At 72.5% G+C, this 12,912-nt stretch carries 10 protein-coding genes; 1 reads left to right on the forward strand and 9 read right to left on the reverse strand.

Annotation, left to right across the window (positions count from 1 at the left end; genetic code table 11):
- Positions 1-96: 96 nt before the first annotated feature.
- The 5 genes from ACWCQS_RS27415 to ACWCQS_RS27435 form a co-directional block, all read right to left on the reverse strand.
- Entirely contained in the window at positions 97-633 is a 537-nt protein-coding gene (locus ACWCQS_RS27415; RefSeq protein ID WP_228618736.1) for an NUDIX hydrolase, read from the reverse strand.
- A gap of 65 nt (positions 634-698) precedes the next feature.
- Positions 699-2,039, reverse strand: a complete 1,341-nt coding sequence (locus ACWCQS_RS27420) for a transcriptional regulator (RefSeq protein WP_450982458.1) — start codon at positions 2,037-2,039, stop codon at positions 699-701.
- Positions 2,040-2,163: 124 nt separating this feature from the next.
- The gene (locus tag ACWCQS_RS27425; RefSeq protein WP_451006924.1) at positions 2,164-3,255 is read right to left on the reverse strand and encodes a PP2C family protein-serine/threonine phosphatase; all 1,092 of its coding nucleotides are present in this window, start codon (positions 3,253-3,255) and stop codon (positions 2,164-2,166) included.
- A gap of 186 nt (positions 3,256-3,441) precedes the next feature.
- Positions 3,442-3,837: an iron chaperone gene (locus tag ACWCQS_RS27430; protein ID WP_451007116.1), complete on the reverse strand. Its 396-nt coding sequence runs from the start codon at positions 3,835-3,837 to the stop codon at positions 3,442-3,444.
- A gap of 135 nt (positions 3,838-3,972) precedes the next feature.
- Positions 3,973-4,428 (reverse strand): carboxymuconolactone decarboxylase family protein, encoded by a 456-nt coding sequence (locus ACWCQS_RS27435; protein WP_451006925.1) that lies wholly within the window; start codon positions 4,426-4,428, stop codon positions 3,973-3,975.
- A gap of 190 nt (positions 4,429-4,618) precedes the next feature.
- On the opposite strand from ACWCQS_RS27435, the gene ACWCQS_RS27440 reads away from it, so the two are divergent.
- The gene (locus ACWCQS_RS27440) at positions 4,619-7,012 is read left to right on the forward strand and encodes an ATP-binding protein (RefSeq protein WP_451006926.1); all 2,394 of its coding nucleotides are present in this window, start codon (positions 4,619-4,621) and stop codon (positions 7,010-7,012) included.
- A gap of 69 nt (positions 7,013-7,081) precedes the next feature.
- Here the strand turns inward: ACWCQS_RS27440 and pheT are convergent, their stop codons facing one another.
- The 4 genes from pheT to ACWCQS_RS27460 all read right to left on the reverse strand — a co-directional run bounded on the left by pheT (position 7,082) and on the right by ACWCQS_RS27460 (position 12,901).
- Positions 7,082-9,604 (reverse strand): phenylalanine--tRNA ligase subunit beta, encoded by a 2,523-nt coding sequence (gene pheT, locus ACWCQS_RS27445; RefSeq protein ID WP_451006927.1) that lies wholly within the window; start codon positions 9,602-9,604, stop codon positions 7,082-7,084.
- The gene (gene pheS, locus ACWCQS_RS27450) at positions 9,604-10,725 is read right to left on the reverse strand and encodes a phenylalanine--tRNA ligase subunit alpha (RefSeq protein ID WP_451006928.1); all 1,122 of its coding nucleotides are present in this window, start codon (positions 10,723-10,725) and stop codon (positions 9,604-9,606) included. Before pheS ends, pheT begins: the two co-directional genes overlap by 1 nt.
- Positions 10,726-10,853: 128 nt before the next feature.
- Entirely contained in the window at positions 10,854-11,993 is a 1,140-nt protein-coding gene (locus ACWCQS_RS27455; RefSeq protein WP_451006929.1) for an ATP-binding protein, read from the reverse strand.
- A 50-nt stretch (positions 11,994-12,043) separates the two neighbouring features.
- Entirely contained in the window at positions 12,044-12,901 is an 858-nt protein-coding gene (locus ACWCQS_RS27460; protein ID WP_451006930.1) for a TrmH family RNA methyltransferase, read from the reverse strand.
- Positions 12,902-12,912 lie beyond the last annotated feature (11 nt).

Consider the following 12,912-nt stretch of genomic DNA (forward strand, 5'->3'; position numbering starts at 1 on the left):
GACCCCCAGAGCACGCACCTACTGCATACATCAGCCGCTCCGCGGCGGGCGCGAGGCCCGCCCTCCGGGCGGACGGCGGGAGTTCGACGACAGGATCTAGCCCTCGGCGAGCCTGAGGTGGTGCAGCAGGAGTAACGCGGCCGCCATGTTGGCGGCCGGGACCTCCCCACGGGCGATCAGGTCGGGGACGAGTTTGAGGGGGACCCATTCCCGGCGGTCCGACTCGAAGTCGTCCACGGGATGCCCGATGTACTCACCCCGGTCGGACCAGTAGATGTGGTGCCGGGCGTCGGTGAGGCCGTTGGACGGCTCCACGCTCATCAGGTGGTGCAGGGGCCCCGGCCGCCAACCGGTCTCCTCCTCCAGTTCCCTGGCGGCCGCGCTCGCTATGTCCTCGCCGTCCTCGACGACACCCGCGGCCAGCTCCCAGCCCCAGCTGTCGGTGATGAAGCGGTGCCGCCACAGCAGCAGCACCTCGTTGGCCTCGTTGACCACGGTGGCCACGGCCACCGGCCGCAGCCGGATCAGGAAGTGGTCCAGGTGCCGGCCGTCCGGCAGCTCGACATCTGCGAGATTGACGCTGAACCAGCGGTTTGCATACACGGTTTGTTCGTTCTGCTTCGTCCACTGCACGGTTCTGCCACCTTCCGCCGAGTAAGTGGCAATATCGCAGCAGGGACTGTGCACCTACAGGGGGCCTACAGCGGTACGCGCAGTGCCCCGTCGATGAGTTCGGCGGCTTCGGCGGTGCCGGCCGAGCCACAGCGCACCAGGTGTTCGCGCACCGCGCGCAGTCTGTCGCGCAGCCGCTGGGACTCCATTCCGCGGGCCTGCTCGGCCATCTGCACGGCGGCGGCCACCGCCTTGTCGGCGTTGCCCTGGCGCAGCTCGATGGTGCTGAGCATGGCAAGCCGGTGCACCCGTCCCCGGTCGTGTGCCGGGTTGTCGACGGCCGCCGCCGCGTGCTCCCGGGCGGCGGACAGCTCGCCCAGACTCAGCAGCGCCTCGGCCACCTGCACATTGACCAGGCCCGGCTGGACATAGCCGGTCTCGTCGGGCTCGTGGCCACGCCGGATCCGCTCGGCCGCCGCCTCGGCGCGCCGGATGCAGGACAGGGCCCCCGCGGAGTCGCCGAGGTGGGCGTACGCCTTGGCCTGCATCGCGTACAGGTCGGAGGCGAGCGCCGGCGTGATGTGCTTGCCGGCGGCCCGCAGCGCGGCCTCGGCGAAGGCGACGGCCTGCCGGTACTCCCGCATGAACAGCGACTGGTTGACCAGCAGCGCTATGACGTATGCGCCAAGTCCCCGGTCGCCGCTGGCCTTTGCCAGCCGCAGCGCCTGGTGGAAGTAGCGCTGGGCGAGACCGTGGGCGTCGGAGTCGTACGCGCAGATGCCCGCGATCGCCACCAACCCGCCGGTGGCGCGGTGCAGTTGGCGTCCGGTGGCGTCGGTGTAGCTGCCCCGCAGCAGCGGCGCCGCCTCGGCGTTGAGGAAGCCGACGATCCGGGTGCGGGTGGCGATGCCGCCGGCCTTGCGGTACATCTGCTCGTAGTGCGTCCGCGCGGCGCGCAGCATCTCGATGTCGGCCGCCGTGACCCGGTGCCGTCCGCCGCGGGAGACATCGACGTCCTCGGGCGGGTTCTCCCACTCCCACACCGGCATCACGGCCGGGGTCCCGGTGACGGCGGGGGCGCCCAGCACATGCGGCCGCTGCTGTTCGTCGGAGCGCCACAGGGCCGTCGCCCGCTCCACGAAGCCGTTCAGCGAGCCGGCGTGCGGAGTGCTGGGCTCGCCGGGCACGCCCAGGCCGATGTCGTCGAGGGTGACGGGGCGGCGCAGGCGGGTGGCGAGCACCTCGCAGATCAGGTCGGGGACCTGGCCGCGCGGCCGCTGGCCCTTCAACCACCGCGCCACGGCGGTGTGTTCGTACCGGAGCGCGAGGCCGCGTCTCCGGCCCGCCTGGTTGACGTGGGCGGCGAGACCGGCGTGCGAGATCCCCGCCTCGTCCAGGATCGCGTCGAGCAGAGTGTTGGGCTGCATGGGATGCCCCCCGAGTGGCCTGGTGCCGTTCAGCGTAGTGCGCTCGCCTTCACACGGGGTGTGAACGGAACACGTGCATCCGCGCTGTACACGCACTGTCGCTCAGCGTGCCGTACCGATTGACTTAGGTGCCGGCCAAGCCGCCGGCTCCCCCTCGAAAAGCGGTGGCTTGGCCGGGCCGACTACTTGGGTGCCGCAACCCTGGGCAGGAAGGCTCGCCCCGCGTTCGATCGTTCCGTAGGACCAGTAGTGCCATGTCGTCCGTGGGTCTGCCGCTCGTGTGGTGCAGGAGCGCCGTGAAAACGGTGCGCAGGACCGTCTGAGGAGAGACGGAATGACCCCGTACGAGGCCGCTCAGCGTGTCCGGCAGCGAGAAGAACCGGCCCCGGCTGTCCCGCGCGTCCTCCACTCCGTCCGTGAAGAGAACCAGGGACTCACCTGGAACCAGATGACCGCAGGACTCGGCCTCCAACTCGACCGGAAGCGGGAACGGACCCAGCGGCGGAAGCGGGTCGACGCGCGTCAGCGTCTCGACTCTCGTGCCGCTGAGCAGATAGGGCCACGGGTGACCGCAGTTGAGGGCGCGCAGCCGGCCGTCGCGCTCGATCTCCAGGAGCAGGACGGTGACGAACTCCTCGGCGACCGGGTGGTCGGGGTCCTGGCCGCCGTTCGCGGGGTGTTCGGCGCGGGCGCGTTCGCGCAGGTGCCGGGCGAGGGCCCGGTCCAGCCGGCCGAGGACGCCGCCGAGTTCGGGCTCGTCGTGGGCGGCCTCACGGAAGCTGCCGAGGACCGCGGCGACCGTGCCGAGCGCGGCCAGTCCGTGCCCGCGTACGTCGCCCATCACCACCCGCACCCCGTGCTCGGTGGCGATCGCCTCGTACAGGTCGCCGCCGACGCTCGCGCCCCGGTCCGCGGACAGCTGCGCAGCGGCGATGTGCAGCCCGTCGAGGCGTGGCGGCAGGGGCCGCAGTACGACGCTCTGCGCGGCCCGCGCCACCCGGCGGACCTGCCGCAGCTCGCGCAGCAGCGCGCGGCGGACATGGGCGATGAGCCCTGTGCCGACGGCGAAGAAGACGGCGCTGGTGACGATGCGCGCGCCGAGCCCGTTCTGCTGGGCCAGCGGGCAGCCGAACTTGTAGGCGACCGCCACAGTTCCCCAGACCGTGGGCAGTACCGCTCCCCGCGCGGTGGGCGCCCGTGCCTTGATGCGGATCATGCCTCTGGTCCCCCATGTGGGCCCTGAAAGAGCGGACGGACCGACCCCGAAAGGCCGGTCCGATTCTGTCGAGGGCATGGCCCGAGAAGCCAGATCGTCGACAGTTCCCACCCGAACGAGTGAGCCCGCGTCGGTCAACCCGCATTTATGCAGCTCGCCGCAGGGGTGAACCCCTCCCCCGGCCCCTCAGCCGACGGCCTTCCGCACGAGTTCGCCGATCCTCGCCTCGTCGGCGGCGGACAGCTCCGTCAGGGCGTAGGAGGCCGGCCACATCGTGCCCTCGTCGAGGTTCGCCCGGTCGCTGAAGCCGAAAGTGGCATAGCGCGACCTGAACTTCTCCGCGCTCTGGAAGAAGCAGACGACCTTGCCGTCCAGGGCGTACGCGGGCATCCCGTACCAGAGCTTCGGGGCGAGCTCCGGCGCTGCGGCCCGGACGACGGCGTGGAGCCGTTCGGCCATGTGCCGGTCCGAGTCCCGCATCTCCGCGATCCTGGCGAGCACGGCGGCCTCGTCCTGCGCCGTCTTGGCGGCGCGCGATCCGCCGCGCGCGGCCGCCTTGACCTCCTTGGCCCGCTCCTTCATCGCCGCTCGCTCCTCGTCCGTGAATCCCTCGGACGTGGCGGCGGTGCTCCGGGCGGTCTTCTGCGTGGCGTTCACAGCGGGTCTCCTTCGGTTGCGGGGAGGGCGGGTGCGGATGGTGGGGCGGGGCGGTGGGGGTCAGCCCCAGGCGCCGGCGATCTGGCGGGTGGTGGCGTTGAGCCGGTTGAACAGGTTGGTGACACCGATCATCAGGACGAGCGCGGCCAGCTGCTTCTCGTCGTAGTAGGTGGCGGCCGTGTCCCAGACCTCGTCGCTCACCGCATCGGGACGGTCGGCGAGCCGCGTCGCGGCCTCGGCCAGCGCGAGGGCCGCCCGCTCCTCGTCGGTGAAGTACGGGGCCTCCCGCCAGGCGGCGACCGTGGCCAGCCGCTCGTCGCTCACTCCGGCCTTGCGGGCCGTCCTGGCGCCGGCGTCGACACAGGCGCTGCACCCGTTGATCTGGCTGACCCGCAGATGCACCAGCTCCAGCGTCTGCGCGTCCACTCCGCCGGAGTGCACGGCCTTGAAGAGCTGCTGGACGGGCTGCATCGCGTCGGACAGGACGACGGCGGGGTTCTGCATACGGGACTGCATCTCGGTCCGCTCCTCCACTGGTTGTCTTGTGTTCGGTGGCCCTTGTCGTCGGGGCGTGCCTCCATCACAGCCGCAGCGGCCTGCCGCGGCCATGCCGATGGGACACCGTGGGACAGCTGAAACGGCCTTGACCAGCGGCGAGTTGGCTGGGAAGACTTCAGCCCGAACGGGACGGAGAGCCGGGGGGACAGTGGACGCGCACGCACGGACGACGACCGACCCGCAGGAGGAACTTGCGGCCCGGCTGCGCCTGCTCCAGGAGCTGTCCGGGCTGGGGGTACGGGCCCTCGCCCGGGACACGGGCCTCAGCTCCTCGTCGCTCTCCCGCTACCTCAACGGGCAGACCGTGCCGCCCTGGCCCGCTGTGGTGGCCCTCTGCCGGCTCGTCAAGCGCGACCCCCGCCCCTTGCGTCCGGTGTGGGAACGGGCCTCGAACCCCTTGCCCGCGCCTCCGAAGAGCACCCGCCAGGGCCGCCCGCCGGTCCGCAACGATCTGCCGCGCGACGTGCCCGACTTCACCGGGCGTGCGGAGCAACTCGCCGCCGTGCTGGCCGCCGTCGCGAGCCATCGGGCGGTCTCCGTCGACGGCATGGCGGGCGTCGGCAAGACCTGTCTTGCGGTGCACGCCGCGCACCGGCTCGCCGCCGACTTCCCGGACGCGCAGCTCTACGTGGACCTGCACGGATTCACCGAGGGCCGGCCGCCGCTGGGCCCCGACGCCGCGCTGCGGATGCTGCTCGGCGCACTCGACGTCCCGTCGGAGAAGGTTCCGCGGGAGGGCCTCGAGCAACTGGCCGCCTGCTGGCGTTCGGAACTGGCCGGCCGGCGGGTCGTCGTGGTCCTCGACAACGCCGCCGACGCCGAACAGGTGCGCCCGCTGCTGCCCGGTGCCGGGCCCTCCGTCGCCCTGATCACGAGCCGCAACCGGCTCCTCGGACTGGACGAGGTGCCCCCGGTCTCGCTCGACGTGCTCAGCCCCGAGGAGAGCGCCCGGTTGCTGGCCCGGGCCAGCGGCGACCCCGCCGGGCCCGACGGCAGACTGGCCCGCGATCCCGGCTCTGCGGCCGAGGTGCTGCGCCTGTGCGGCCATCTGCCGCTCGCGCTGCGGCTGGCCGGGGCGCGGCTGCGGCACCGGCCGGGCTGGACCGTGGGCGTCCTCGCCGAACGGATGGCACAGGGCGCGGGCGAGTTCGACGCCGCGTTCAACGCGGCGTTCGCGATGTCGGTACGCCAGCTGAACCGGTCCCAGGCCCGTCTCTTCCGGCTGCTGGGCGTGCTGCCCGGGGACTCGTTCGACGAGTACGTGGTGGCGGCCCTCGCGGACGTGCCGCTGCACAGCGCCCGGGCGATGCTGGAGGACCTGCTCGACGCGCACCTGGTCCAGCAGCCGACGGTCGGCCGCTACCGGCTGCACGACCTGGTCCACCAGCACGCGCGACGGGCCGCGGCGGAGCAGGACTCGGCGGCCGACCGGGAGCGGGCCCTGGGCCGGGTGCTCGACTACTACGTGCACGCGGCGGCCGCCGCCGACGCCGCGATGCCGTTCCTGTCACCCGGCCGGGCACCCTCCGCCGGACACCGCCCGGCCGAGCTGCCGCAGTTCAGGGACAAGAACGCGGCCTTCGGCTGGTACGTCACGGAGTACGCGAACCTGATCGCGGCCTTCGAGACGGCGGCCGCCGTCGGGGCCGACGCGCATGTGTGCGAGCTGCCGCGCTTCCTGCGCGCCTACTTCGCCCGGCGCTGCGGCACGACACATCTCAACGTGCTCTTCGAGCGGTCGCTGGCCGCCGCCGAGCGCCTGGACGATCCGGTGCAACTGGCCGAGGCCCACAGCGATCTGGGCTACGCGCGCTACAACGCGGGCCGGATGGCCGAGGCCGCCGCCGCGTACGAGGCGGCCGGACGCCGGCTGTCCCGGTCGGGCGACGCCCGGGCGCAGGCCGAACTGGCCGTCCGCCGCGGCTACTTGAGCTGGGACGCGGGGCGGGTCGAGGAGCCGCTGGAACTGTTCCGGCTGGCGCGGAAGCTCTACGAGCAGGCCGGCTGCCCGACGGGAGCGGCCCACGCGGCCGCGTCGGAGGCCTGGACGATGCTCCAGCTGGGACACCGTGAGGAGGCGGCCCAGCGGGCCCGCGAGCTGCTGAGCCTGCGGCCCACCGACCCCGCATGGTCGCCCGGCCTGACGGCCCGGATCACGCTCGGCCTGGCCGTCGCCCGGGAGGACCCGGACGAGGCGGTGGAGCAACTGGACCGGGCCCTGACACTGGCCCGCGAGGACGGACACCTGAACAACCAGGCGTGGTGCCTCAACTGCAGGGGCGTGGCGCTGCGCCAGACGGGCCGGTACGAGGAGGCACTGGCCAGCCACCGGGAAGCCTTCGCGCTCCTGGACGAGCTGTTCGAGGAACACTGGAAGATCCATTTCCTCAACGGCTACGCCGAGACCTGCCGCCTCGCGGGCCTTCCGGAAGAGGCGCTGCGACTCCACCGCGAGGCCCTCGAACTGGCCCGGAGGCTCGGCAACCAGCACGCGGAGGCGCTCGCGCAGGAGGGCATCCAGCAGCTCGTCCCGGCCGGGTAGCGCCCCGAACGGACGCGACCGGCCACGGAAGACCCGCAGCCGGCCGACAACAACAGCGCCCTACGGCGACTAGCCCCTGAGGACAGCCCCCGTGCGCTCGCCCGCGAGGGCAACCGCCGCATCCCGAGCCGCCGACGCCTCGTCCACCGTCAGCGTCCGGTCACCGGCCCGGAACCGCAGCGCGTACGCGAGAGACTTCTTCCCCTCGCCCAGCTGCTCCGCGTTCTCGTACACGTCGAACAGCCGGATGGACTCAAGGAGTTCACCCGCACCCTCGCGCAGCGCCGCCTCGACCTCGCCGGAGGGGATGGGCCTGTCGACCACGAGGGCGACATCCTGCGTGGCGACCGGGAACGTGGAGATGCTCGGCGCCTGCGGGGCGCCGTCGCCCACCGCCTCCAGGGCGTCCAGGTTCAGCTCCATCGCACAGGTGCGCTCGGGCAGCCCCAGGGCCTTCAGGACCCGCGGGTGCAGCTCGCCCGCGTGGCCGACGACCCGCTCCGCGCCGTCGGCGACGACCACCAGCTCGGCACAGCGGCCGGGGTGCCAGGGGCCGTACTGACCCTTGCGGACGACCAGCTCGGCACCGGCTTCCCGCGCCACGGCGCGTCCGGCCTCCAGCGCGTCCGCCCAGTTCGCCGGGCGGCCCTTGCCCCACCAGCCGGCCTGCTCGCGAGCGCCGGTGAGGACGACGGCCACATGCCGCGGCTGCTCGGGCAGCGCGGCGTTCAGCGCGGCGATCTCCTCGTCGGTGGGACGCCGGTCGACGGGCAGGTGCGTGGCGACCCGCTGGTCCTCACGGGGGTGGAACACCAGCCCGGTCTCGAACAGCGCCAGGTCGTGCGAGCCCCGGCCGTCGTTGCGCCGCAGGGCACCGAGCAGGCCCGGCAGCAGCGTCGTACGCAGCGCGGGCTCCTCGTCGCTGAGCGGGTTGACCAGCTTGACGACACGGCGGGCCGGGTCGCCGGCCTCCAGGCCGAGCTGGTCGAAGACCTGCTCGGCGACGAAGGGGTAGTTCGGCGCCTCGACATAGCCCGCGCCGGCCAGCGCGCGGCCGACCCGGCGGTGCAGCCGCTGGCGGTGGGTCAGGCCACGGCCGGAGGGGAGCTTGGGCAGCGTGGAGGGCAGGTTCTCGTAGCCCTCCAGGCGGATGACCTCCTCGGCGAGGTCGTTAGCGTCGACCAGGTCGGGCCGCCAGGACGGGACGGTGACGATCAGCTCGTCCTGCCCGTAGACGTCGCAGCCGACCTCCTGGAGGCGGCGGACGACCGTCTCACGGCCGTAGACGACACCCGCGACCTTGTCCGGGTGGTCGGCCGGGATGGTGATGGTGTGCGGCGCGGGGGGCGCGACGATCTCGGTGACGCCGGCCTCGGCCGTACCGCCCGCGAGCAGCACCAGCAGGTCCACGGTGCGCTGCGCGGCGGCCGCGGCGGCCTGCGGGTCGACGCCGCGCTCGAAGCGGCGGGAGGCCTCGGACAGCAGCTTCTGGCGGCGGGACGTCCGGGCGATCGCGACGGCGTCGAAGTGGGCCGCCTCGATGACCACGTCGGTGGTGCCGTTCACGCCGTCCTCGGTGACCTCGTGGTCGGCGATCTCGGTGTTGGCGCCGCCCATCACACCCGCGAGGCCGATGGGGCCGCGGTCGTCGGTGATGACCAGGTCCTCGGCGTGCAGCTTGCGCTCGACGCCGTCGAGGGTGACGAGCTTCTCGCCCTCCTGCGCGCGGCGCACGCCGATGGTGCCCTGGACCAGGGACCGGTCGTAGGCGTGCAGCGGCTGGCCCAGCTCCATCATCACGTAGTTCGTGACGTCGACGGCGAGCGAGATCGGGCGCATGCCGACCTTCTGCAGCCGGCGCTGCAGCCAGATCGGGGAGCGGGCCTCGGGGCGCAGGCCGGTCACGGTGCGGGCGGTGAAGCGGTCGCAGCCGTGGGGGTCGGAGACCTGGACCGGGTAGCCGTAGGCGTTCGGGGCCGGTACGTCGATCAGGGCCGGGTCGCGCAGCGGCAGGCCGTAGGCGATGGCGGCCTCGCGGGCGACACCGCGGATGGACAGGCAGTCGCCGCGGTTGGCGGTGACGGCGATGTCCAGCACCTCGTCGACCAGCTCCAGCAGCTCGACGGCGTCCTTGCCGACCTCGGTCTCCGGCGGCAGCACGATGATGCCGTGGGTGCCGTCGTCGCCCATGTTCAGCTCGTCGCTGGAGCAGATCATGCCGCGGGACACCCGGCCGTAGGTCTTGCGCTCGGCGATCCGGAAGTCGCCGGGCAGCACGGCGCCGGGCAGGGCCACGACGACCTTGTCGCCGACGGCGAAGTTGCGGGCACCGCAGATGATCTCCTGCGGCTCGCCGGTGCCGTTGGCCTGGGCGACGTCGACGGTGCAGAAGCGGATCGGCTTCTTGAACTCCGTCAGCTCCTCGATCGTCAGCACCTGGCCGACGACGAGCGGGCCGGTGAGGTCGGCGCCGAGCTGTTCGACGGTCTCGACCTCCAGGCCGGCCGAAATGAGCTTGGCCTGGACGTCGCGGCCGGTCTCGGTGGCCGGCAGGTCGACGTACTCCCGCAGCCAAGAAAGCGGGACCCGCATCAGATCTCCATCCCGAACGGCCGGGTGAACCGGACGTCACCCTCGACCATGTCTCGCATGTCTTCGACGTTGTGGCGGAACATCAGCATCCGCTCGATGCCGAACCCGAAGGCGAAGCCGCTGTACTTCTCCGGGTCGACGCCGCAGGCGGTGAGCACCCGCGGGTTGACCATGCCGCAGCCGCCCAGCTCGATCCAGCCCTCGCTGGAGCAGGTGCGGCAGGGCCGGTCGGGGTTGCCGACGGACTCGCCCTTGCAGACGTAGCAGAGCATGTCCATCTCGGCGCTCGGCTCGGTGAAGGGGAAGAAGTTCGGCCGCAGCCGGGTCTTCATGCCCTCGCCGAACAGCGTCTGGACCATGTGGTCCAGGGTGCCCTTGAGGTCGGCCATGGTCAGGCCCTCGTCCACGGCGAGCAGCTCGACCTGGCGGAACACCGGGGTGTGGGTGGCGTCCAGCTCGTCGGTGCGGTAGACGACGCCGGGGCAGATCACGTACACCGGCAGCTCACGGTCGAGCAGGGAGCGGATCTGCACGGGCGAGGTGTGGGTGCGCAGCACCACACCGGACTCGGTGCCGCCGTCCGGGCCCTGCACGAAGAAGGTGTCCGCCTCGCCGCGGGCCGGGTGGTCCGGGCCGATGTTCAGGGCGTCGAAGTTGAACCACTCCGCCTCGACCTGCGGGCCCTCGGCGACCTCGTAGCCCATGGCCACGAAGATGTCCTCGATGCGCTCCGAGAGCGTGGTGAGCGGGTGGCGGGCGCCGGCCGGGACGCGGTCGTACGGCAGCGTGACGTCGACGTCCTCCTCGACCAGCACGCGAGCGTCCCGCTCGGCCTCCAGCTCGGTCTGGCGGGCGGCGAGGGCCTTGTTCACGGCGCCGCGGGCCATGCCGACGCGCTTGCCGGCCTCGGCCTTGGCGTGCGGGGGCAGGGCGCCGATCTCGCGGTTGGCGAGGGCCAGCGGGGAGGCGGGGCCGGTGTGGGCGACCTTGGCCTCGTGGAGCGCGTCGAGGGAGTCCGCGGCGGCGAAGGCGGCGAGCGCCTCGTCCCGCATGCGCTCGATCTCTTCCGGTTTCAACGCCTCGACCTCGACAGGGTCGTACGACTTATTGGGTGCCGACATCTCTTCCCGTGCTTCCGATTAGCTGGCGGATGGTCCCCGTCACCGACTCGCGAGGGCCGCGTGAAGGACACAAAGGTGCCAAAGGCCGAGTCTAACGGGGTGGAGATAGACGAATGGCCCGTGGGCCGCTAGGCGAGATACGCCGGCGCGGCCACGGGCAACGTAAATCGGAACTCGGCGCCGCCGCCGGGGGCGCGGCCGACCGTGATGGTGCCGCCGTGGGCCTCGACGATGCCCTTGACGATGTACAGCCCGAGGCCGGTGCCACCGCGCTTGCTGCCCCGCCAGAAGCGGGTGAAGACGCGGTTCATGGACTCCTCCGGGATGCCGGGACCCTCGTCGCTCACCGTGACCGACGTGCCGGTTTCCTCGCCCTCGCGCGGGGATGCGCAGGGCGTCACATCCATGGTGACGGTTCCCTCGCCGTGCCGCACGGCATTTTCGATGAGGTTGCTGAGCACCTGGTCGATCTTGTCGGGGTCGGCCCACAGACCGGGCAGCGGCTGTTCGATGCGGAGCAGGAAGCGGTCGGCGGGCTGGCCGGCGGCGACGTAGGCCTGGATGTGCCGGGAGACGGCGGCCCCGATGTCGACGGGCTGCCGGCGCACCTCCAGCCGCCCGGAGTCGATCCGTGAGATGTCGAGCAGCTCGGCGATGAGCCGGGTGACCCGGTCGGCGTCGGCGTCGACGGTCTCCAGCATCAGCCGCTTCTGGTCGTCGGTGAAGCGTTCCCACTTGGCGAGGAGGGTCGCGGTGAAGCCCTTCACGGAGGTGAGGGGCGAGCGCAGTTCATGGGCGACCGTCGCTATCAGCTCGGCGTGGCTGCGCTCGGTACGGCGGCGGGCCTCGGTGTCCCGCAGCGAGACGACGACCCGCTGGACGGGCCCCAGGGGCCGCTCCCGCACATACCGGGCGGAGACCAGCACCTCCCGGCCGCCGGGCAGCAGCAGATTGCGCTCCGGCTGCCGCATCCGGATCGCGAGGCCTCCGTAGGGATCGGTGAGCTGCCACCAGCGGCGGCCCTCCAGATCCTCCAGCGGCAGCGCCTGCTCCAGCGGCCGGCCGAGGGCGTCGGCGGCGCGTACGGCGGTGATCCGTGCGGCGGCGGCGTTGAAGCAGACGACCCGGCCGTGCTCGTCGGCGACGACGAGGCCGTCGGGCAGCTGGTCGGGGTCGAGGGCGTAGCCGTCGTGGTCACCGTGCCGGGGCGCGGGTGTACGTCGCGCGTCCCGTCCCTCCGGCGTGGTGCTCGTGCCGGCCACACTCATCCCCGTACCCCACCTCTCAGACGGCGCAGGGCCCCGAGCTGGTCACCCTACTAGCTCTGGGTGACGGAGCGGCACCCTCCGGAGGCGCGCTGTGCACGAGCCGACGCGTAGAGACATACGGCGGCGGCCGTGGCGAGGTTCAGGCTCTCGGCCCTTCCGTGGATCGGTACGCGCACCACGGCGTCCGCGAGCGCGCGGGTCTCCTCCGGCAGGCCCCAGGCCTCGTTGCCAAACACCCAGGCGGTGGCCCCGCCCATGGTGCCCCTGTCCAGCTCCTCGTCGAGGTCACGGTCCCCGGCCCCGTCGGCGGCGAGAATGCGCACCCCGGCGTCCTTCAGCCCGGCGACGGCCCGCTCCACCGGCACCCCGACGGCGACGGGCAGGTGGAAATGGGATCCCACCGAGGCGCGTACGGCCTTGGGGTTGTACAGGTCGACGGAGGCGTCGGTGAGCACCACCGCCTCGGCGCCGGCGGCGTCGGCGCACCGCAGCACGGTCCCGGCGTTCCCGGGATCCCGCACATGCGCGAGCACGGCGACCAGCTTCGGCCGGGCGGCGAGGATCTCCTCGAAGGGCGTGTCGAGGAACCGGCACACGCCGACGAGCCCCTGCGGGGTCACGGTCGTGGAGATGTCGGCGATGACCTCTTCGGAGGCAAGGTGCACCCGGGCACCGGTGTCCCGCGCGGCCCCGATGATGTCGGCGTACCGCTCCGCGGCCTCCACGGTGGCGAACAGCTCGACGAGGGTGGGCGCGCCGCCGACCCGATGCCCGGCCGCCTCCCGAACGGCCTGCGGCCCCTCCGCGAGGAACAGCCGGTCCTTGCCCCGGAAGTTCCGCTTGGCGAGCCGCCGGGCGGCGGAGACACGGGCGGACCGGGGGGAGATCAGCTCGGGAGCGGGCGTCATCCTCTTCTTCA

It is taken from the genome of Streptomyces sp. NPDC002076 (genome assembly GCF_053593835.1).

Excerpts from the sequence above, each read along its gene's own strand:
- ACWCQS_RS27420 (WP_450982458.1), bottom strand. The coding sequence starts at position 2,039 with ATGCAGCCCAACACTCTGCTCGACGCGATCCTGGACGAGGCGGGGATC.
- ACWCQS_RS27425 (WP_451006924.1), bottom strand. The coding sequence starts at position 3,255 with ATGATCCGCATCAAGGCACGGGCGCCCACCGCGCGGGGAGCGGTACTG.
- ACWCQS_RS27430 (WP_451007116.1), bottom strand. The coding sequence starts at position 3,837 with ATGAAGGAGCGGGCCAAGGAGGTCAAGGCGGCCGCGCGCGGCGGATCG.
- ACWCQS_RS27435 (WP_451006925.1), bottom strand. The coding sequence starts at position 4,428 with ATGCAGTCCCGTATGCAGAACCCCGCCGTCGTCCTGTCCGACGCGATG.
- pheT (WP_451006927.1), bottom strand. The coding sequence starts at position 9,604 with ATGCGGGTCCCGCTTTCTTGGCTGCGGGAGTACGTCGACCTGCCGGCC.
- pheS (WP_451006928.1), bottom strand. The coding sequence starts at position 10,725 with ATGTCGGCACCCAATAAGTCGTACGACCCTGTCGAGGTCGAGGCGTTG.
- ACWCQS_RS27455 (WP_451006929.1), bottom strand. The coding sequence starts at position 11,993 with ATGAGTGTGGCCGGCACGAGCACCACGCCGGAGGGACGGGACGCGCGA.
- ACWCQS_RS27460 (WP_451006930.1), bottom strand. The coding sequence starts at position 12,901 with ATGACGCCCGCTCCCGAGCTGATCTCCCCCCGGTCCGCCCGTGTCTCC.